This window comes from Pedobacter montanisoli (assembly GCF_022809115.1).
In the GTDB taxonomy this organism is placed as follows: Bacteria; Bacteroidota; Bacteroidia; order Sphingobacteriales; family Sphingobacteriaceae; genus Pedobacter; species Pedobacter montanisoli.
Map to the genome: position 1 here is coordinate 120,939 of NZ_JALGBH010000002.1, position 21,214 is coordinate 142,152.

Genomic DNA, 21,214 nt, shown 5'->3' on the forward strand with positions numbered 1-21,214 from the left:
GAAACTGCCGATTTTTGCAGGTAGAAAATTACAAATTTTAATGAGAAACCAGGTAAAAACCATTGCCTTTGATGCCGATGATACCCTTTGGGTAAATGAGCCCTATTTTAGGGAGGCAGAAAACCAGTTTTGTGCATTGCTTGAAGACTATCTGCCACAGCACAGCGTTTTGAAGGAACTGTTCAAAACTGAAATGGATAACCTGCACCTGTATGGTTATGGCATAAAAGGTTTTATGTTGAGCATGATCGAAACCATTGGTCGCGTTTCTAACCATACCGCCCCGATAACTTTGGTTAACGAAGCTATAGCTTTAGGACAGGAAATGTTGCAAAAGCCGCTTGAACTGCTGCCGGGCGTACATGAAACTTTAAGTGAATTAAAAGATAAATACAGACTGGTGGTAGCTACCAAAGGCGATTTGCTTGATCAGGAACGCAAGCTTAAAAAATCAGGGCTGGAACATTATTTTCATCATATAGAGATCATGAGCGATAAACAGACCGCCGATTACCGTAAGCTCTTAAAACATCTGGATTGCAAGGCAGAAAATTTTCTCATGTTAGGCAATTCCATCAAATCTGATGTGCTGCCAGTACTGGAGCTAGGTGCTTATGCAGCACACATTCCGTATCATATTACCTGGATACACGAACAGCACGACATTAATATAGAACACGAGCAATTTATAGAACTTAAAAGTATAGATGCCATTTTACAACATTTAGATTAAGCATGAAAACACCTGTAAACATAGAGCAATGGATCCGAAAAGAACATTTTCGTTTTTTCTCTCAATTTGAAGAACCTTTTTTTGGCGTTACCGTTACCATAGATTGCACAGCAGCTTACCAAAAAGCTAAAGCCGCAGGGCGTTCGTTTTTTCTGTATTATCTGTACCGGGCCTTAAAAGCAGCCAATGAAATAGAAAACTTTCGTTACCGCATCATAGATCAGGAAGTTTACCTTTTTGATCAGGTGAACGCTTCGCCTACCATAGCCCGGCCCAATGGTACTTTTGGCTTTGCTTATATGGATTACAATACCGATGAGGAGCTTTTTTACCGTATGGCTAAAGAAGAAACAGAGCAGGTAAAGGCGGCCACAGGTCTGTTGCCTTCTGCTTCGGGAGAGAACGTAATCCATTGCTCGGCTTTGCCCTGGTTAGATTTTACATCACTTTCTCATGCCCGTAGTTTTTCTTTTCCTGATAGTTGCCCTAAAATATCGTTTGGTAAGATGACCATTAACGACGAAATAAGAACTATGCCCATTTCGGTTCACGTACACCATGGTTTGGCAGATGGTTACCACGTAGGAATTTTTGTAGAAAGGTTTCAAGAGTTGATGAATTCATAGCAATCGTATGTCAGGCTGAGCTTGTCGAAGCCTTCATATAGAGCATTTACATTTCAACAACTCCCCGAAGGCTCAATGTGACAATTACAAAATTCATCTTAATATTGTCAAATAGATTCCGAAACGAGTTCGGAATGACGGCAAAGGATATTGAGTGGCTTTTCATTACACTTCATGCCGCATCTATAGATCCTAAAATAAGTTCAGAGCTTACCTTGATTTCTTTTTAACTTTTTGTATTTTAGAAGTTTAACTTTTGAGATGTATAAATTATCTGCCTCTTTTATAGAATTTAGTAATGATGAAACATTTATAAGTTCGTGCAAAGATTATATTAAACGAATTGGTAAAGCTTTAACAAAACCCGAAACAGAACTTGATGATATAGAATCTATTCTGTTAGAATATGGTATTCGTAATATCAGTGATGCAAAATTAGATACGCTCCAATACCTAATCAGTTATGCAAATTTTATTCTCGAAGACGATTCTATTTCTGAAAATGAATTATATGATTTTACTGTGTTAAAAAGAATATTCAGGATTAATGAGGGGGATTTTATAAAGTATCATTTTTTTGAAGTCAGAGAGATACTGAAAAAGCAGTTTTTACGAATTTACGAAGATGATTTTGTAGATAAGGGAGAGCGACTGGAAAGTGTCAATTTGCAATCGTTTTTTGATTTAAGCTATGATGAGTTTGAGGGCTTTAAAAAAGAATACGTCATTGCTTCGTTAATCAATGGGGCAGATCCAAAAGATTTGGATATATCAAAATTGCCGAAAGGATTTCAGTTTAAATAATATTGTCAAATAGATTCCGAAACGAGTTCGGAATGACGGCAAGTGGTGGCTCGTCATGCCGATACAAAAAATAATCGTTATGCTGACCCGATAGCTATAGGGTTCATTTTACTGCGTAGCTTTCTATTTCGCTTCAGGTTAGCATCTTTAATCATCATAGATAAAGACCCTGAAACGAGTTCAGGGAGACGATAAGAGTGAGTGTTTTGTTGAATTTATTTTACTACGTAGCTTTCTGCTTCGCTTCAGGTCAGCATCTTAGCGTTTCCCTTAATAGATTCCGAAACAGGTTCGGACTGGCGAAAAGGGTAAGAGTAAAACAAATTTTAAACTTTTCTTATTTTTATCAAAAAAAGAGCCGATGAACCCTAAAGTAGATGCAATGATCAGTAAGGCCAGCCAGTGGCAACAGGAATTTACAGAACTGAGAAATATAATACTCGACTGCGGACTTACTGAAGATTTTAAATGGGGACAACCCTGCTATACTTTAAACGGAAGAAATATTGTGCTGATACATGGGTTTAAAGAATATTGTGCTCTATTGTTTTTTAAAGGCGCTTTATTGAGCAATGCCGATGGTCTTCTAATTCAACAGACTGAAAATGTACAGGCAGCAAGGCAGGCTCGTTTTACAGATGTTGAACAGATCAAAACGCAGCGAAACAACATCAAAGCCTGTATTTTTGAAGCAATTGAAATAGAGAAAGCAGGTTTAAAAGTAGCCTTGAAGAAAACTGAAGATTTTGATGTTCCTGAAGAATTGCAGGTTAAGTTAGATGCGCTACCTGCATTAAAAATGGCTTTTGAGGCACTTACTCCAGGCCGACAAAGAGCTTATTTGTTCCACTTCTCGCAACCCAAACAAGCCAAAACACGTGAGGCAAGGGTAGAAAAGTATATTCCGCAGATCTTGAGTGGTAAAGGCATTAATGATTAGAGAGTTGGTTTTTAGTTTTTAGTATTCAGTAGTTAGCATTTAGTTTTCAGTCTACTCTTCTGATCCCGGGCTATTGGTCTATCAACTTCTGACCTCGGTCTTCGGACTTCATACTAATTAACACCTAACCTCAGACATCCAACTTCGGTCTATAAACTTCTTATTTCTAACTCATATACCCAAACAGGCGGGTTCAGGTTCCAGTAACCATCGCCATAAATTCCTTCAAATACCGAGCGGTAGGCATCTTTAATTTCGGCATAATACGCATAATCTTTGCTTTGGGGCAGGAGGGCTCCCTGATACAAACCTGATGTTTCACATTTTAAGATCCCTTCTTTTTCGCAATCGGCATTACTGATTTCTTGCAAATTTTCGGCCCGTACAGCGCTTACCCTGAAAAAAGTTTCGGCTTCGCTTAAAGGCATATCTGTATATTTTTGCAGGAACAGGATATCGTCTTTTTCCCAGGCAGAGCTAATTTCGGTTTCTATACCCTGAGCAGGATGATACAGTTTGCAACGATTTCCTTCTAGCTCTTTAACCAGCCATCCTTCTTTTTCATCTAAACCTCTGATCAGACGACGGGTCTGTGTTTTTAAACCTTTGAGTGCAGGTATATACAGTTGCGCAATAAAGCTGATGGGTTTTGCCTGGATAGGGTTAATCATTTTGCTATTACTTATTTTCTGAGCAGTTCTATTTGTTTAATCGCATTGCTGTTCTTTGGATCAAATTTTAGCGATTGCTCATAATTATAGATGGCCAGTGCTTTATGACCTCCATTTTGGTAGGCTTCGGCCAGGCTATCGTAAGCATTACCGCTTTTAGGATAGAGGTACACATTCAGTTTAAAAATTTCCAACGCTTCGGCAGGTTTCTTTTGCGATACCAACAGATAACCCCAGGCATTGACTTCATTTTCGGCAAGTGTATAATCTGCATTCTTTTTCTTTTCGGCCTTAACCATTTCAATTGCATGGGCAAAGCCTTTTTCAAGTAATTTACTTCTCAATCGCTGTATAGCAGGAGGGAGACCAAAACCATTTTCAGCGAGCATCCCGGGTACAAAATGACCTGCAATTTCATCCATAAAACTTTCAGGGCTAGAACCTTGCATATTGCTAAGTACAATTACAGTCAGATCGTCTTGCGGGTAAACAAATATAGCAGAACGTCCACCGCCGATAGGGGCCAGGGCAGGATGTGCCTCACGTTGAGCAACCGGCCAGCCCAAAGCATAACCGTTTAACATGGTACTAAATCCGGCGATTTTTCCGTTGTTCAATATAGTAGGTTTCCAAAGTGTTTGCAAGCTGTTTTTCTGTAGCAATTTGCCAGCTTGCAGCGCAATGATCCATTTGGCCAGTTCCTCCGCGTTTGAGTTCATTCCGGCAGCCGTACGTAAAAACGGAGGTACTTCTTCAAAAACATTCCCGATTTCCCTGGTACGGATAGTTTTTCCATCTACCTTATGAAAAAAAGTATAGCTTCTTGCCTGTTGCCTGATCACAGTATGTGCATCGCCAAAGCAGGTGGTTTTTAATGCTGCGGCATCTAATTGCTTTTCTTGTATAAACTGGGCAAAAGGTTTTCCGCTCAACTTATCTATAATTTTTCCGATGAGCAGGTAATTGGTCTGGTTGTAGCTGAAACTTTCGCCGGGTTTAAATTGCATGGGCATCGTTTGTACGTTTTTCCATGCCGTTTTTTCCTCGCCTTCAGGCACAGGCTCATCTCCAAAAATTTCGGGTAACCCAGATTGGTGGCTCAGCAATTGTTTAATTTTTACCGCTTGCCACGCCCCAGGCAAACTATCTAAATAAGCGGAAACCGGTTTTTCCAGATCCAGTTTTCCCTGCTCAACCAATTGCATGACGGCTACACCTACAAAAGCTTTGGTAATAGAGTTAATGGGGAACAAAGTATGCTGATTTACGCTAATCGAATCCTGAATATTGGCCAGACCATATTGCTGTAGTTTTACAATTTTTCCATGCTGTATTATAGCCAGTTGCAAACCGGGAATGCGCCGTTCCTGCATGATGTTTTTAATATACTGATCTAATTTTGAGCTTTGCCCATAACAGATCATATAACCGAATAGAAAAACAAACAGGATTAAGGTACGTTTCATAGCCATGCAATTTAAGTATAAAATATAGCATTCAAGAGTTCTAAAGCTATATTTTAACCCCTATATGTTTATAACTAAATAAAACTTTAAAGAATTAATTCTCATTTAGTTAATAACGATTATCTTCGCGGTAAAATAAACCAACCATGAAGAAATTGTTTTTATGTATTGCTTTGGCAATAGTTACGTTCTGTGCCAACGCGCAGGAATCTCAAACTGCAGAAACTACAGATCTTAAACCTGTAAAAGGCAGTTTTTCTACAGAACTGAACTTTAATCCTTTTAAAGGAAACCTGAGTTTTAACAATGTACTTAACCAAGTAAAAGGAAGATATTTTATAGATTCACAACTGGCTTTAAGATTAGGGTTTAATGTAAATACCCTTGACTCTAATTCAAATTATGGCAACCCTTACGGAGCACAGGCCAGCTATAATTCTGATAAAAGAAGCAGTACGAGCTTTGGTTTAAATATAGGAATAGAAAAACATTTTAAAGGAACCAAAAGATTGTCTCCGTATGTGGGCTTGGATGTTACATGGGGTACAAAAAGCGCAAAACAAGAAAGCAATAACGGTTCTTATGCCACATCGGTTAAAAATGGCTGGCTCGAAATTGTGTATTACCAGATCGGAACAAGCTTGCCGTATTATACTACCACAAGCGTAGTTCAGGGTGCTTACAATCGTTTTGGCATAACTGCAGTGGCAGGATTTGATTTTTATATGGCTAAGAACTTCTTTTTAGGCTATGAATTTAACTTGGGTTATTCAAAAATAAATTACAAAACACCTGAAGTTAAAGTAACCGGACAGAATGTACCGGCACCGAATTATTATAGCAGCAATTCTATAAGCAAATTCGGAACCTCACTGGTTAACGGTATCCGTGTGGGTTATGTATTTTAACAGTTTTATAGACATGAAAAAATTAACTCTTTTTAGCTTTCTTTGCATTTTTGCGCTTGTAATTACGGGTTGTAAGAAAGAAAAATTTGCCCCACCAGAAATTCAGACCTTGTCTGTTACGGCAAACTCGCCGAACAGTATATCATTTAGGGGTAATATTCTTGCCACAGGTAACCAGAAAATTAAAGATTATGGTTTTATTTACAGCACTGCATCTTACCAAGTTGATGAAAATAATGGTACAAAAGTATCATTAGGCAATAGTCCCTCAAAAGGTGAGTTCAGCAAAACGATAGATTATGTTAATTCACCTTATTCTAACACAATCTTGGTAAGAGCTTATATTACAGATGAAAACGGTACTGTTTTTGGCTCAGCCCTTTCTGCAGCACTGCCACGCCCTTCAAGTAGTGCCATTACGCCTTCTTCGGGAAAAGCCGGAGATCTGGTTAAATTTTCGGGTAAGTTTTATAATCCTTCTGTTGCGAATGTCATCGTAAATTTTGGTAACATTAGAGCTAAAGTAATCACCGCATCAGATAGCGAAATAATGGTTGAAGTTCCGACAGGTATAACTGCGGCTCATGGTCAGTCGGTTACGGTTAACATGTTCGTTAGTGGCGCTGCGGTTAATACTTCTATGTATTTTACGATATTGGCCAATATTAAAGATTATGCGCCAAAATCAGGTATAGTAGGTTCTAGCATTACTTTAACAGGCGATAACCTGCCTAACAGTTCCTCTTATTCAGGAAATATTCCGGTGTATTTTGATAATGTGCAAACCAGTACCAACTATTACAGTAGTACAGTGATGGTTCCTTTTGCAGTGAGCGAAAAATCGACGGTTTCAGTAGTGATTAACGGAACAAAAATAACTTTACCGGGAGAGTTTACGGTAATTGCACCGCAGATCAATTCGGTAAATCCGCAAAGTGCGCTGCCAGGACAAACCATAACCATATCAGGCGTTAATTATCCTACCATGTCAGATGGTGGTTCTGGCAGGCCGATGATTAAATTTGGCAATGGCGAATACCAGAGTGTTTATTTACAGAATACAAATGTTTATGCATTAAATATTCCAGCCTCTACAGCCGAAGGCGAATATGCTATATACTTAAGAGTAGGTCCACATGAAGTACAAGCACCTCAAAAAGTTAAAGTAACAGCTTATACGGTTACGGGTTTCTCACCGGTATTAGGTGGTCCTGGACGTGAGGTGAACCTTAGTGGTAGCTTTATTGCAGGCAATAGCTATTATGTAAACTTTGGAACCGTAAGTTCTTACGGAACGGCAACTTCGGCGAGCAATTTAAGGGTAACTGTTCCTACGGGAATAAATGCAGGCAAAGTAAAAATTAGCGTTGATGTACCTAACCAGAAAATTGTTGCTCCGGGAGAATTTGAAATTACTGGCCCTACTTTTACTTCATTTTCACCAGTATCGGGTGTAGCTGGTACACTGATTACCATAAAAGGTGCTAATTTTTATCCGGGTACTTACAATACTTACGTAAGATTCGGAACAATTAATGTTACACCAGTTAGTGTTACAGACAATACTATTGTAGTAGCCGTACCCTCAAATGTTACACCTGGTGCCATGAAACTAAGTGTAGTAACTGGAGGTCAGACTGTAATGCATACTGATAACTTTACGATAACCAATTAAAATTTTTCATCATAAATGAAAAGAGGGTAAGTTGAAAAATTTATCCTCTTTTTTATGTTTTAGAAAGCCGGAAGCAGATTATGTAAAGTATTTGAGCAGTTAATCTAGGGAGAGGTCTGTTGTAATTCCTGCTTCGGTGCGGTTCATTCGCTCAAGCTATATTTTTATGGTTTGATTTTTGATAATTAAGGGAAATTGAATTACGAACCCATCAGGATTATTTTTAATCATCAAAAGGTTCCATCTGACAGAAAAACAAAAATAAAACAGATGAAAAAAAGCTTTCTCATCATTGCTTTGGCTGTTGTAGCAGCAGCCTGCAATAACACAAACACCAACAGTAAAACAACAACAGACACCCTGGCAACGCAAACTAAAGCGGTAGTAACGGCTGATCTGTTTGGTACGCAATGGAAACTAAACGAGCTAAATGGCAAAGCCATTAAGTTGGATACAGCTTTCAAAAAAGAACCGCATCTGGTGTTTGAAAAAGAAACCAACAAATTTAACGGAAATGCAGGTTGTAATAATTTTATGGGCAGTTTTAAACTGAAAGACAGCAACGGTATCGAACTTTCACAAGTTGGCGCAACCATGATGGCCTGCCCTAATTTAGCTGTAGAAACCGAATTTTTGGATGCCATGAAAAAAGTAAAAACTTACCACATAGAAGGTAATGTTTTAATGCTGAACGACGAGAAAAATACAACACTTGCCAAATTGAGTACTCAATAATTTACAAATGAATAGCATTGAGCGCCCTTTGGTTTACCAAAGGGCGTTTTTTGTTAGGAGTAATTTTTCTATTCAAAAATTGAGTGAAACCATTTGTAAATCTCTAAAGGAAGTGCTAGTTTAGGAATTAATTAACAGCTCGGATTTCTCAAAAAGACTTACCGAATTTTTTACAAATTATTGCTAATTATCTAAGTATAATTGATTAGTTGGTAGCATACTATAAAAATCATTAAAATAAACTAACAAATGAGCTTTTTTAATAAATTAAGTAACACCAATACTTATGAGAATGGTACAACACGTAATTTTTTTATCGGAACACCAGAGGCAGAAGGAGAAACAACTTATAATTCTAAAATTAAACTTGGAGAAATTTTTGGAGATTATTTAAATGTATTTCCAGAATTAAATAGTGAAAAATTTATAGTAACGGGACGTAAAGGAGCTGGTAAATCAGCCATAGCAGAGTTTATATTTTATTCAGCATCAAATGACCCCAATACATTTTGTGATTTTATTAAGACAAGAGACTTAGATAGCCATAAAATTGTACAAATTGGGAAAGAACAAGGATTACCTTTGGAGGAAAAATTATTGTTCGAATGGATAATCCTAACAAAATTAATTAGTTTATTTACTCAAGATCAATCCGTTCAACAAATTAAAGAATTTAAAGATTTAGGGATATTTCTTAAAAGGAATTCTGGGTTGGTAGATATTAAAAATTTTGAAATCGCAGAAATCATTAGAACAAAATCTTTTGAAGTTAACATTGAATATTTTAAACGTGTTTTTACTTCATTATTTAAAAAAGATATTGGCATAAAAGAACATAAGGCTCCATTTTATAAAATTCTTCGTCCACTTCAAGAAGTAGTAATTAAACTTTTAAAAGATAATGTTACTTCGGAAAATGAATACCACTTAATCTTTGACGATTTAGATATAGGTTTTAAGGAAAGTGATATACAAAGTATAGAAAGTGTTACAAATGTCCTTAGGGTTGCTAAAGATTATAACATTGATTTTTTTGGTAAAAATAATCTTAAAGCGAAAATTATAATACTTCTACGAGATGATTTAAAAAGAATTATTGTTAAGTACAATGCAGACACAGCAAAACTATTTTCATCTTATGAAATACCATTAATATGGTATGAGCATGAGAACTTTAAAAGTAATGAAAATCTAGTTGGACTAAAAAAACTGATAAATAAAAGAATAGAGGTAAACTTTCAAAAAGAAAATCTAACATATCACAAATCTGATCCTTGGAGTAGTTTGTTTAAAGAAGACTATCAATACAATGGGAGTAGCTTTAAACACTTGATAGATTATACATTTTTTAGACCTAGAGATTTAATTTTATTATTTAAACCATTATCTAAAAACGCCTTTAAAATTCCATTAAATTTTAATAATTCTAAGAGTTTAGTCAGTGCCTATGTAGAGGAACTGATACTTGAAATAAAAAATGAACTTTCTGCAAATTTTACTGAAAGCGATATCAATAAAATTTTTTTATCATTAAAAAATATTAAAACCAAACAGCCATTAACTAAGTCTCAAATTTTAGAGGAGTTTAAAAAGACAGGATTAGACTATGAACCAGAATTAACAATATCTCACCTTTTCGATTATAGTATTCTTGGTAATTTTGATAATTCAGAGTTTGGTTCTACAAAAATTTATTTTAAGCATAGAGAAAGGACTGAAGAACCGTGTGTAATAAACTTTGACTTAAAATTTATTTTCCATAAAGCGGTTGAAGTTTATTTTGATAAAAGAGAGAACTAAAAGCACCTTCACGCAAAATATTGCTAAAGAGAGGCTGGTAATAGCATTCGAACCGTTAACTGTAATATTTATTTACATATTTACCTACCTAACAAAGAGATAATTATGTTGAAAGATTTTATTAGAGTTTAAGTTAAGGATTCTTGGGCTTGACAGAAGAGATGAAAAATGGAGATTGATATACGCATGACTAAGTATAACTGCATAATTTTGATTAAGTAAATATGCGATTTACTGATTTATATCAGAATTTCTACTCTACAGACAATAAACCGCTAAGCAATTATTTTAACCTCGATAGAAAAATGAACCTTAAAATAGAAAACTTGTTCAATCTATTCAAAAAATATAAGAAAAATGGTTGCCCAAATTGCTTTGAAAAAAACATTATTGGTTTTGGGATAGATTACTTGAAAAGCAATTTCATTTCTTCAATTAAACTGACAGATGAAATTGGAAAAATTAAAATTTATCAATGTGAAAAATGTAAGGCCCAATTTTATATACAAGGAAACATGTATGAAAAGATTATTGACGGACAAATTGAACTTCTAAAAGAGTGGAGTAAAAGAAATTTAGTTTGCCCAAATGATTTAAAAATTGAAATTGAAAAAATTGGTTTGACAAATAATTGGTCTTTAGACAAAATTGTTCCCTGCAAGGTAGAATTAAATAATGGAAAAAAATATGAATATACAACTATTATTTTTTCAGACAAACCACCATTAGGACATCATTATTCAATTTATAAAAACATTTTTTTTATCGATGATATTAAACATATTTCGGAAAGTGAATATGGTATCTCATTAGAAATTAGGAGACAGGCTGTAAAATCAGAAGAACAGAGTATGGGTTTTTATCCAACTGTTTTAAAAAACAGAGACGGTAAAAAGGTTGTTCTTAATGGAATTTCAATCTTCTTTAATTCAAGTAATATAAAAGGCTCTGAACTGGAACTTGCAAATGAAGAATGGAATTATAGAGTAGAATATACTTACGACACAAATAATTATAGCGAAAAAACAATAGTTATTGCAAAGAAATAAAAAGAAACACTAACAAATATTCTAGTTTTACATTAAATACATTTAAGCAACTAGGTATAAATATCTATTAAATAGGAATACTTACTTATTGCCCTGTTTGAAACAGTCTGCTCTTAAGATTGGATTGCATAGAACTGTTAGAATCAAAAAAGCCCACATTACTGTGAGCTTTCTGTAGTAGCGGGGAGCAGGATCGAACTGCCGACCTCAGGGTTATGAATCCTGCGCTCTAACCATCTGAGCTACCCCGCCGTTTTTTCGAGATGCAAATATAGAATAATTCCACTTGAGGAGAAAATAATATTTGAAAATTATTTTAGGGTTATGATATGTTGAGCTTTGCCCTCCATAAAAATCAGGCGTATTTCAAAGGTCTGCTAAAATAAGATCAGGGTAAAAATTAAGCTGTATAAAGTTAATTTGCTGTTACTTAAGTAAACAGTTGCTTTTTAAAAATAAAATACTTTTCTTAGCAAAAGATAGAAGATTAAAAACAAAGACTTCATAGACCTTAAATATGTCAGAAAAAAAGAAATTTACATTAGAGTACGCAATCCGGTCGTCTCCGCGTATCTTATTTAGTTTTATAAGTGAGCCTAACGGTTTGGCGCAATGGTTTGCCGATGATGTTACCTTCAATGATCAGACATATACATTTTCTTGGGACGGAGAGGTGCAGAAAGCCAAGCTTTTAAGCTTAAAAGAAAACAAACTGGTTAAGTTTAAATGGATTGACGATGAACCGCACTGCTTTTTTGAAATGGAGATTGTGCAGGATGAACTTACCAACGATGTAGCGCTCGCTGTTACCGATTTTGCCACAGAAGAAACCATACAGGAACGCAAACAGATCTGGGATAACCAGATTGATTACCTCGTTAGCGTTTTGGGTGCTTAAATTTAGAAGCTTTAATTATCTTTGTATCGTTGAAAAAGATACACCTACTTTTAATTAAAGCGTTTATACGGCCTTTTATCGTCACATTTCTCATTGTGATGTTTATCCTCTTGATGTTCTTTCTTTTCAAATACATAGATGATTTGATCGGGAAAGGCTTTGAGTGGTACACCATTGCCGAGCTGATGCTGTATGCTTCGGCATCCAATGTATCTATGGCTTTGCCGCTTTCGGTGCTCTTATCTTCTATCATGACTTTTGGTAGTTTGGGCGAAAATTATGAGCTGGTAGCCATTAAATCGGCAGGTATTTCGCTTAGAAAAGCTATGCAGCCTCTTTTTGTATTTATTGTCTGCTTATCGGTGGCATCCTTTTTCTTTTCAGATTACATGTTGCCCAAAGCCAATTTAAAATATGGTTCATTACTTTGGGACGTACGTAATAAGAAACTTTCGTTTTTAATTAAACCCGGCATATTTAATAACAGCATTACCGATTATGCCATGCGTGTTGAACGCAAAGGCGAAGGCGCGGTAGATTCTTTATACGGTATTACCATTTACGAGCATAAAGGTACCAATGGCGTACCTAAAATTACACTGGCAGAGAAAGGGCAGATGTCTAAAACATCAGACGGTAATTACCTGATCTTAAAATTAATTAATGGGGTGCGCTATGAAGAAGCACCTTCAAACAGCGGTTATTACAATCCAAGGCAGACTTTTAACCGTATGCGTTTTAAAGAAACCGAAGTTAAGTTTGATTTCAGCAGTTTTAAAGGCCTAACCCGTACGCAGGAAGAGAGCTTTAAAAATAATGCCCCTATGCTTAACCGTAAAGAGCTGCTGCACCGGCAAGATTCGCTGAGAAAAGATGTAGATAGCATCAGCAAAGCGGTAAGCGTTAACGCAGGAGCCTATTTAAAACAGAATAACTATTTAAAAGGCTATACCAAAGTAAGCAAGGCTGTAAAAACCATAAAAGGCAATATCATTAATATAGTACCCGAAAGAGACCGGTATAATGTATTGCAACTGGCTTTTGATCAGGCCGATGCCATGCGGCAGAGCTTAAAGAATGCTACTGTAGAATTTGACCTTAAACAAAAAGAGATCATCAGAGCACAGATAGAATACCAGCGTAAATTTACCCTTGCTGTATCCTGTTTGCTGTTATTTTTTATCGGGGCACCTTTAGGCGCAATTATCCGTAAAGGAGGCCTGGGCTTGCCGGTGGTTATCTCTGTAATTTTCTTCCTGATCTACCATATCATTTCAACTGTGGCAGAGAAATCGGCTAAAGAAGGCTCTTTAACTACCATTGCGGGCATGTGGCTAGCCATTATTGTCCTTACACCAGTAGGCATTTTCTTAACCTATAAAGCTTCAGTAGATTCAGCATTATTTGATGTAGATTATTACAAGCAGGCCATTACCCGTTTCTTTATACGTAAAAAGAAAGACAAGCAATAGTGTAAGTTTTAAAATACACAGCATTGTAAAACTGTGTAAACCATGGCAAAATAATGGTAAAACATCATTAATTGTACATTAAAGGTTGTACCTTTGCAACACATTTTTAGCTAAAATGGAAATCAAATTAAATACCATAGAAGAGGCTTTAGAAGATATTAAAGCCGGTAAAATTATTATAGTTGTAGATGATGAGGACCGCGAAAACGAAGGCGATTTTGTTACTGCAGCCCGAAATGTAACCCCCGAAATCATCAACTTCATGTCTAAACACGGACGTGGATTAATATGTGCTCCTTTAATTGAAGAACTTTGCGATAAGCTGGAACTGAACCTGATGGTGCAGAATAATACCGTTTTACACCAAACCCCCTTTACCGTTTCGGTAGATTTGATAGGGCATGGATGTACCACCGGAATTTCGGCGCACGACAGAGCTAAAACCGTTCAGGCTTTAATCAATCCTGAAACGAAACCGGAAGACCTGGGTCGCCCGGGGCATATTTTCCCTCTAAGAGCACGTAAAGAAGGCGTATTGCGCAGAACCGGACATACCGAAGCTACCATTGATATTGCCCGCTTAGCCGGATTTGAACCTGCAGGTGTTTTGGTAGAAATTATGAATGAAGACGGTACAATGGCCCGTTTACCAGATCTGATGCACATCGCTGCAAAACACGATCTGAAAATTGTCAGCATCAAAGACCTGATTGCCTATCGTTTGGCAGCAGAAAGCTTAATCAGAGAAGAAGTAAGTGTAAGCTTACCAACAGAGTTTGGCGAGTTTAAAATGACTGCTTATACCCAATTAAGTAACGGAGCTACCCATTTAGCTATTTCAAAAGGCGAGTGGAAAGAAGGCGAACCGGTATTAACCCGCATACACAGTTCATGTGTAACAGGCGATATTTTTGGTTCATGCCGTTGCGATTGCGGTCCGCAATTGCACAAGGCGCTGCAAATGATAGAAAAAGAAGGTAAAGGCTTAGTAGTTTACATGAACCAGGAGGGCAGAGGCATAGGCCTGATTAATAAATTACATGCTTATAACTTACAGGATAAAGGTTTAGATACCGTAGAGGCCAATATCAAATTAGGTTTTAGAGGTGATGAACGCGATTATGGTGTAGGTGCCCAGATTTTAAGAGCACAAGGCGTTACCAAAATGCGTTTAATGTCTAATAATCCAACCAAAAGAGCTGGTTTAATAGGTTATGGATTAGAGGTGGTAGAGAATATTCCTATTGAAATAGAAAGCAATCCTTATAACCGCTCTTACCTGTTGGCTAAGAGAGATAAAATGGGACACCAGATCTTAAAAGGATAATCTTTCCGGCAGATAAATAAAGAGGCTGTCTTAAAAGTCCTGAGATTCGTCATTCTGAACTTCCCGATTGAATTCGGGACAAGTTGTTTCAGAATCTAATACATTTTGTAGTATGACGATCAACTTTTGAGACAGTTTTTTTTTATGCGTAATAAATTTTAAGCTGATTAAGTGGATTGATTGAAAAGGCTGTTAAAAAAAGAAAGCGGAAATGATCTCCGACCATTCCCGCTAACATCTAAATTAACGCTCTCGTACAATTATACGACAAATAATATTAAATATTATATAATTGACTAAATATTTAAAAAAAATGTTTTAAAACAACTCGTTATAAAGCCTTATTAACTTGTTTGTCTAGATTTATAGAAGACAGTTTTTTATATTAATAAAAAAACCGGCAGATTTACTTGCCGGTTTGGGTTAATAAGGTCAGTTTATTTACTGAAGGAACAGCCTGACCAATTCTCACCAGTTATTATTCATTTTGATGTTATAACAACTTATTTTAATTATGGTAAAAAAATATAAGGAGCCTTAAAAACAAAATAAAATTTCCTTCTGGGCCTTTAGAACTTAATCGTTAAACTTATGCGATCTTAACGTTCACGGCATTGAGACCTTTTTTACCATTCTCTACATCAAAAGTAACTTCATCATTCTCTTGAATTTCATCTTGTAAGCCCGAAATGTGTACAAAGACATCTGCTCCACCTTGAGCAGGGGTGATAAAACCAAATCCTTTTGTTTCATTAAAAAACTTTACTTTTCCTTTTTGCATTGTTATTAATATTTATTTTGATAATTTATTATTTTACTTTTTTCACCATTACGGCACTAAACCCACGAGGGGTTTTTTCTTTTTCAAACAAAACCTTGTCTTTTTGTTTGATAGATTCGGATAATGCACTATTGTGAACAAAAATTCTTTCTTCTGTTCTATCAACAGCTATGAATCCATATCCTTTTATTTCATCATAAAATAGTACTGTGCCGCTTAGCTGAACTTCTTCCGGTGTACGCACCGCTGCACCAAGTACAATGTCATTTACATCAATTTCTTTTTTTACAGACGTAGTAGAAGGCTTATCGCTGATATTTCCATTTTCATCTACATAAGCCAGCATATCTTCAAATGTTTTAGATTGGGTATTGCTGCTTTTGCGATTCATCATTTTTAGCGCCTTATCCTGCTTCTTTTTTGCTTTTTTTTTCGTTTTTTCTTTCTTAGCGAACGATTCACTCATATATAATCTTTCTTTAAATGATCTGTGCTAACCGGGGTTGCAACGGGTATCTTAAAACCAATTAGCTTTTGTATGTTGTTTAAATCTGTTATTTCTTCTGTAGCGTCACAAAAAGATACGGCCACAACAGCAGATCCGGCATTGCCTGTTCTGCCAATTTTATGTACATAAGTTTCAGAGCTATTTGGAAGCTCGTAATTTACAAGATGAGACAATTCCTCAGTATCAATCCCCGTAATTGAGCGGAGAAGAGTTTCTTTTAAATTAAATGCTTTAAAGTTCATTATTTGGGCGCCGTTTCAACGGCAAAATCTATTAACCTGGGTAATGTAATAGATATTCAATCGCCTACTAAACAACCTTAAGTTATCGTTAAAAATGTGGTAGCTGGGGAAGCGAAGACTGATGAAGAAATTTACTTCAAATATATCAGAAGAAGCAAAGACAGAACCTTGTTATTTTTACAAATATAGATTAAATAATTGAATTAGTGAATTTTAATTTAACCTTTAGCTATCTGCCAATAGGGTGCATTAACAAAAAATGTACAACGATACTTAGAGCAGTTCCGGCTTTTAGCCATATAATGATCAAAAAATCTCTTCACCAATAGGCAAGGTATATTTATCCAAGCTCCTTACTCCAGCTTTCACGTACATCAGGAATTTTATGGGAACGTAGCCAGGCTAAAAAGTCATAATAATTTTCGGGACTATAGTGTACAATTTTGCCATTCTTAAGCATAATGGTAAAGAAATCATGGGATGGTAAGAACCTTACAACATCCGAAATAGCGTGATTAAATCCTTTGAATTCTGGTTCTGCGTTCATAGCGTTATTAATAATAAAATGCTATGGTGCAGGCAACATCTTTACGCTCTTCGGGTCGTAGGATACCAGGCAACGTAAGTGTCGCCCACACCATAGCATGGACGTTTCCACTTAAGTCTTGTTGCCAATGAAATTTCCTACGTTTCGAGCGAGACTTAAAGCAAACGCTTTAATTATAAATTTAGATTGCAAATATATTAAATGCAATGAATAAACTTATATTAATTAATTACAAGTACAGGTTTTTTTATGGTAAAATACATAATATTCCTATTAAACTTATGCAGTATTCTTTTAGTGTTTGAAAAACTTATAAGCTACTTTGAAAAGAACTGAAAAGTGTTAAAAAGAATGCCAGTCAGGCTGGAAATTTAGGTTGTGAAAGGTTAATGGTTGATAGTCAGGACTAACTGCTAACTCAATGAAAAAAACAGTTTAACAGATGTTGTTGAATTAATGATTTAATATAAAGAATGGCTGTAAACCGTTATCCATGATTTCCCCTTTGAAAGTTAGGTGTAAAGGTAACAGTTGGATAAAAGTATCAAAATAACAATTGTTAAGTAATAGTTGTGTAATCAAATACCTTGTATTTATTACAAAATCGTAAAATAAAGAGCCTGACTGATCATATACATCATATCATTATAAAGTACCCAGGCCATATTACGGCTATCACCCCAGGTTTTATAATTATTTTTAATCAGGAACCTGCCAAAATATTTTGAATTAGGGTCGTCATCATACCCTATAACGCAAATATCATGATATCCTGAGGCTTTCTTGCCATGATATAAAGAAGGTAAAGTTGTATTGCAATCGTTTTTAAGTTTGTTTGAAAAATCTTTGGTAAGATTAACCACAATTAAAACAGGAACCTGATGCGCCAGCACAATTTTTATTTTTTCAATAGCTTGTACTGAGGTGTCGTTTTGCGTTTGAATATATTCATATTTATCTAAACGTGTTTGGCTGGCCAATGCAAAAATATTATCAGGTATTGTAGCAGTACAATCAGGTGGAAAATCGATCAGTTTTGGACAACCATCTTTACCAAAAATATCCAGATCAATATCGTAATTACCCTGACGACCACACCAATAATTAAAATTGGTGTTCTGCCTGTGGCGACTCGCAATAAAACCTGGAGAAAAAGCATTCTCTTCAACCTCTTTTCTCTCGGTGATGTTATGCTTTACACAATAATTAATACTTAAAGCAGTATAAGCAAAAGCATAGGCGTAACAAGTTGAGCGGTATTGACCTTTTGCATTTGGGCAATAAACAGATAAATCAATTTTAGAAGGTAACTGTTCTGAAGGCAGTTGCAGGTTTACTGTTTTCATTTGCCGGGTTTTTTAATAAATTATGTTGGTTACTAAATTACCGTAATGCAACAAAACTTAAAAAGGTATTTTCCTGATGAAGAAACAGGTATTTTTACGGTATAAGTAATTGGTCTATAAAAGCCCGCTCAATAAACGGGCTTTTTTCAAGAGCTTTCAGATTTTTATTGTATTTAATTTGAAGCAGGTAATAACCGGGTAAGTTGGGCTAATGTATAAGCGCCAATAGCCATAACCAGATCGCGAACAGCAACATCATAAAAGCCGCCACCTATTACAAGCTGTAAAGCTATGGCAATTAGCCAGGCCATAACAAGATATGCACCAAAGCGTGGACGCAGCAATACGAGGATGCCGGCAATAATTTCTATGATACCTACAATATGCATAAATGTTTGAGGGTCAAAAGGAAGCAAATTGCGATTGTTACCCAAATAATCGCCCCAATTGGTTAAGAGATTGGTAAATTTGTCCAATCCGGCTACAATAGGTACAAGTCCGTATGTAAGTTTTAAGGTAGCCTGTAGTTGTTTAATACTTGCCATGATCAATTGTTTATTTAAATAGAGAAAGCAGTATTCAAAAGGTAACAAAGAATTTTATGAAATTTTTTGTTACCTTTTTATGGTAAAACTCTCAGATTAAAATGAAGCAAAAATCTTTGGGAAATTATTACGAAACACATGATCTAGAACTGATTGAACAAATTGTACAAGGCAAAAACCATTTGTTTGAAGTTCTTATACGTCGCTACAATCAACGACTTTTTCGCATAGGTATGTCTATACTTGGAGAAGAAGCCGAAGTTGAAGATGCCATGCAGTCGGCTTATATGAATGCCTATGAACACCTGAAAAGATTCGAGAAACGCTCTTCATTTGGCACCTGGTTAACCAAAATTATGTTGAACCAATGCTTTCAGCAACAGAAAAAAATGAAAAAAGTAGTCTTAACAGGCATGGAACATCCTGAAAAAGCGGCCTATTCCGAAACACCTGAAAAGGTATTGATCAATAAAGAGCTTAATAAAGTTTTGGAACAGGCCATCTGGAAACTGCCTGAAAAATACCGGTTGGTCTTTGTATTGAGAGAATTGGAAGCCCTGTCTGTACGCGAGACTTCACTAACACTTGAAATTGATGAACCCAATGTAAAAGTTCGTCTAAACCGAGCCAAAACTATGCTTAAAGATACTTTAGGGAGTTATATGAAAGCGCATACTTATCAATTTCATTTGGATAGGTGCGACCGCATAGTTGATGGTGTTCTGATGAAACTTGGGATCCAGAAACAGAAAATGTAATATTTATGAAATGCCAAAAGGCAGGCTTGAGAGGTAGGTTATAAAAATTAAGTAAGAGTAAAAGAGAAGTTAATCTGTGTAGATTGCTTCTCTTTTAATTTGTATCTGTAATAATTATTTCTTTGCCTGAACTGCGTCGCTATAGGTAAGCGTGCCATCTAAATCTACCTGTACAAGACGCACATACACAGATTGTGCTGTTGTTAAGCCTTTATCTAATTGTGGAGATGTAACATCAACTTTGGCACAAGCAGTTATACTTGTTATTACCAGTAATAACATTGCAAACTTTAAGAACTTATTTCTGGTGGCAGGTAAAAGTAATAATCCTAATAAGCTGAACCCGGCCAAAGCCAACTGACTTAGTGAATGAGTAAATGTGTAGCTTAATGCTGCTGAGGAGTTGCCATTTGTCGCTTTAGAATTTACTTTACCTAAGTTGGTCCAGGTGCTGCCATTAACTGATGCTTGTATTAAGAAATGACTATTGTTGTTTTCGCTAGCTGTTTTCCAATTTACATACAGCTCATTACCTTTTCTTTCTGCACTAAAAGATTGTAGCGTTATAGGCAATACGGCCGATGTTGTAAATGTTAACGGACTAGTCGTCCAGTTGCCATATCCGTTGCCATTGTAAGTACGCATCCACACATAATAAGTAGTTGAAGGCTGTAAACCTGTTAAGTTAAGAGTTGTACCTGTAGCCAGCCCACTTGCGGTTTCGTTGTTAGCCGGAGCTGTATTAACAGTAGAAAGATAATAGGGGTAAACATTTTCTAAGGGGGAGTATTCGAGGTCATCTATAATTATAACTTCGTTGTGATCATTAATACTTGGAAAAGAAATGTTAATTGCTTTAATGTTGCTCCAATTAAGAGTTAAATATTCATAGCTTATACTAGAGCTCACATTTACGGTCTTACTATATAACTCGATATTGTTTGCGCTATAGCCCTTAATTGTATAAGAGGTTAAATATTGCGGATAGACCCATAACCCTTTTAAAGTAACGGGTATGTTAAAAATTAGGCGGTTATCAGTACGGACAATAAACAAACTACCATTACCAGAATGGGTTGTGCCACTATAGGTTCTGATATCAGTATTGGTAGAAACCCAATTATAGCCCCCACTGTTCCAAGAAGTAGTGCCAAATGCTTGTTCGAAGCCCTCTATCTTTATATTGGTTGTAGGAGTTGTGATAGAAGCCTGCCAGTTTACAGTAGCAATCTTGTCTGAAATATTGGTGGCACTTAAGTTTGTTGGCGCATTTTGGGCATTTGCAGTACACACAAGTAGTATAACAACAAATATCAGAGAGAATAAGTGTTTCATGCTGTATTTAACTTGGTAAATTATAAATATATATAAAATAGCTTAATT

At 36.0% G+C, this 21,214-nt stretch carries 22 protein-coding genes and 1 tRNA gene; 13 read left to right on the forward strand and 10 right to left on the reverse strand.

All coding sequences use genetic code 11. The annotated features are described in order from the left end of the window. Nucleotides 1–40: 40 nt before the first annotated feature. The 4 genes from MMF97_RS08240 to MMF97_RS08255 all read left to right on the forward strand — a co-directional run bounded on the left by MMF97_RS08240 (nucleotide 41) and on the right by MMF97_RS08255 (nucleotide 3,103). Nucleotides 41–733 (forward strand): HAD family hydrolase, encoded by a 693-nt coding sequence (locus MMF97_RS08240; protein WP_243361397.1) that lies wholly within the window; start codon nucleotides 41–43, stop codon nucleotides 731–733. A gap of 2 nt (nucleotides 734–735) precedes the next feature. Next, nucleotides 736–1,359, forward strand: a complete 624-nt coding sequence (locus MMF97_RS08245; RefSeq protein WP_243361399.1) for a chloramphenicol acetyltransferase — start codon at nucleotides 736–738, stop codon at nucleotides 1,357–1,359. Between the two features lie 261 nt (nucleotides 1,360–1,620). Then, the gene (locus tag MMF97_RS08250) at nucleotides 1,621–2,163 is read left to right on the forward strand and encodes a hypothetical protein (RefSeq protein ID WP_243361401.1); all 543 of its coding nucleotides are present in this window, start codon (nucleotides 1,621–1,623) and stop codon (nucleotides 2,161–2,163) included. A 361-nt stretch (nucleotides 2,164–2,524) separates the two neighbouring features. After that, complete coding sequence (locus tag MMF97_RS08255) at nucleotides 2,525–3,103, forward strand: YdeI/OmpD-associated family protein (protein ID WP_243361403.1); 579 nt, start codon at nucleotides 2,525–2,527, stop codon at nucleotides 3,101–3,103. 149 nt (nucleotides 3,104–3,252) lie between these two features. Here MMF97_RS08255 and MMF97_RS08260 read toward each other — a convergent pair whose 3' ends face one another. Both MMF97_RS08260 and MMF97_RS08265 read right to left on the reverse strand, forming a co-directional pair. Then, on the reverse strand, nucleotides 3,253–3,774 hold the full coding sequence (locus MMF97_RS08260; protein ID WP_243361405.1) for a hypothetical protein: 522 nt from the start codon (nucleotides 3,772–3,774) through the stop codon (nucleotides 3,253–3,255). Nucleotides 3,775–3,785: 11 nt separating this feature from the next. Further along, complete coding sequence (locus tag MMF97_RS08265) at nucleotides 3,786–5,240, reverse strand: serine hydrolase (protein WP_243361407.1); 1,455 nt, start codon at nucleotides 5,238–5,240, stop codon at nucleotides 3,786–3,788. A gap of 146 nt (nucleotides 5,241–5,386) precedes the next feature. Here MMF97_RS08265 and MMF97_RS08270 point away from each other — a divergent pair, with 146 nt between their 5' ends. The 5 genes from MMF97_RS08270 to MMF97_RS08290 all read left to right on the forward strand — a co-directional run bounded on the left by MMF97_RS08270 (nucleotide 5,387) and on the right by MMF97_RS08290 (nucleotide 11,407). Beyond that, nucleotides 5,387–6,148, forward strand: a complete 762-nt coding sequence (locus tag MMF97_RS08270; RefSeq protein WP_243361408.1) for an autotransporter domain-containing protein — start codon at nucleotides 5,387–5,389, stop codon at nucleotides 6,146–6,148. A 13-nt stretch (nucleotides 6,149–6,161) separates the two neighbouring features. Beyond that, nucleotides 6,162–7,823 (forward strand): IPT/TIG domain-containing protein, encoded by a 1,662-nt coding sequence (locus tag MMF97_RS08275; protein ID WP_243361410.1) that lies wholly within the window; start codon nucleotides 6,162–6,164, stop codon nucleotides 7,821–7,823. Nucleotides 7,824–8,093: 270 nt separating this feature from the next. Next, complete coding sequence (locus MMF97_RS08280) at nucleotides 8,094–8,558, forward strand: META domain-containing protein (protein WP_243361413.1); 465 nt, start codon at nucleotides 8,094–8,096, stop codon at nucleotides 8,556–8,558. 249 nt (nucleotides 8,559–8,807) lie between these two features. After that, nucleotides 8,808–10,358: a P-loop ATPase, Sll1717 family gene (locus tag MMF97_RS08285; protein WP_243361414.1), complete on the forward strand. Its 1,551-nt coding sequence runs from the start codon at nucleotides 8,808–8,810 to the stop codon at nucleotides 10,356–10,358. A 305-nt stretch (nucleotides 10,359–10,663) separates the two neighbouring features. Beyond that, nucleotides 10,664–11,407: a hypothetical protein gene (locus MMF97_RS08290; protein WP_243361416.1), complete on the forward strand. Its 744-nt coding sequence runs from the start codon at nucleotides 10,664–10,666 to the stop codon at nucleotides 11,405–11,407. 178 nt (nucleotides 11,408–11,585) lie between these two features. Here MMF97_RS08290 and MMF97_RS08295 read toward each other — a convergent pair. Beyond that, nucleotides 11,586–11,659, reverse strand: a tRNA-Met gene (locus tag MMF97_RS08295). Nucleotides 11,660–11,924: 265 nt separating this feature from the next. On the opposite strand from MMF97_RS08295, the gene MMF97_RS08300 reads away from it, so the two are divergent. From MMF97_RS08300 to MMF97_RS08310, 3 genes are all read left to right on the forward strand, one after another. After that, complete coding sequence (locus MMF97_RS08300; RefSeq protein ID WP_243361418.1) at nucleotides 11,925–12,305, forward strand: START-like domain-containing protein; 381 nt, start codon at nucleotides 11,925–11,927, stop codon at nucleotides 12,303–12,305. A 98-nt stretch (nucleotides 12,306–12,403) separates the two neighbouring features. Continuing rightward, complete coding sequence (locus MMF97_RS08305; RefSeq protein WP_243363295.1) at nucleotides 12,404–13,777, forward strand: LptF/LptG family permease; 1,374 nt, start codon at nucleotides 12,404–12,406, stop codon at nucleotides 13,775–13,777. Nucleotides 13,778–13,892: 115 nt separating this feature from the next. Continuing rightward, nucleotides 13,893–15,104 (forward strand): bifunctional 3,4-dihydroxy-2-butanone-4-phosphate synthase/GTP cyclohydrolase II, encoded by a 1,212-nt coding sequence (locus MMF97_RS08310; protein WP_243361419.1) that lies wholly within the window; start codon nucleotides 13,893–13,895, stop codon nucleotides 15,102–15,104. A 589-nt stretch (nucleotides 15,105–15,693) separates the two neighbouring features. On the opposite strand, the gene MMF97_RS08315 is transcribed toward MMF97_RS08310, so the two are convergent. The 6 genes from MMF97_RS08315 to MMF97_RS08340 form a co-directional block, all read right to left on the reverse strand. Further along, nucleotides 15,694–15,885, reverse strand: a complete 192-nt coding sequence (locus MMF97_RS08315) for a cold-shock protein (RefSeq protein ID WP_243361422.1) — start codon at nucleotides 15,883–15,885, stop codon at nucleotides 15,694–15,696. Between the two features lie 28 nt (nucleotides 15,886–15,913). Beyond that, a complete protein-coding gene (locus MMF97_RS08320) occupies nucleotides 15,914–16,351 on the reverse strand; it encodes a cold-shock protein (RefSeq protein ID WP_243361423.1) in 438 nt (145 codons plus the stop codon). Next, nucleotides 16,348–16,635 carry a helicase-related protein gene (locus tag MMF97_RS08325; protein ID WP_243361425.1) on the reverse strand — a complete coding sequence of 96 codons (288 nt, stop codon included), beginning with the start codon at nucleotides 16,633–16,635 and terminating at the stop codon, nucleotides 16,348–16,350. Before MMF97_RS08325 ends, MMF97_RS08320 begins: the two co-directional genes overlap by 4 nt. A 340-nt stretch (nucleotides 16,636–16,975) precedes the next feature. Further along, nucleotides 16,976–17,182: a hypothetical protein gene (locus MMF97_RS08330; RefSeq protein WP_243361427.1), complete on the reverse strand. Its 207-nt coding sequence runs from the start codon at nucleotides 17,180–17,182 to the stop codon at nucleotides 16,976–16,978. A 596-nt stretch (nucleotides 17,183–17,778) separates the two neighbouring features. Further along, nucleotides 17,779–18,528 carry a C1 family peptidase gene (locus tag MMF97_RS08335; protein ID WP_243361429.1) on the reverse strand — a complete coding sequence of 250 codons (750 nt, stop codon included), beginning with the start codon at nucleotides 18,526–18,528 and terminating at the stop codon, nucleotides 17,779–17,781. Between the two features lie 173 nt (nucleotides 18,529–18,701). After that, complete coding sequence (locus MMF97_RS08340) at nucleotides 18,702–19,073, reverse strand: hypothetical protein (RefSeq protein WP_243361430.1); 372 nt, start codon at nucleotides 19,071–19,073, stop codon at nucleotides 18,702–18,704. 101 nt (nucleotides 19,074–19,174) lie between these two features. Here MMF97_RS08340 and MMF97_RS08345 point away from each other — a divergent pair, with 101 nt between their 5' ends. Further along, nucleotides 19,175–19,831 (forward strand): sigma-70 family RNA polymerase sigma factor, encoded by a 657-nt coding sequence (locus MMF97_RS08345; RefSeq protein WP_243361432.1) that lies wholly within the window; start codon nucleotides 19,175–19,177, stop codon nucleotides 19,829–19,831. A 114-nt stretch (nucleotides 19,832–19,945) separates the two neighbouring features. Here the strand turns inward: MMF97_RS08345 and MMF97_RS08350 are convergent, their stop codons facing one another. Then, entirely contained in the window at nucleotides 19,946–21,166 is a 1,221-nt protein-coding gene (locus tag MMF97_RS08350; RefSeq protein ID WP_243361434.1) for a fibronectin type III domain-containing protein, read from the reverse strand. Nucleotides 21,167–21,214 lie beyond the last annotated feature (48 nt).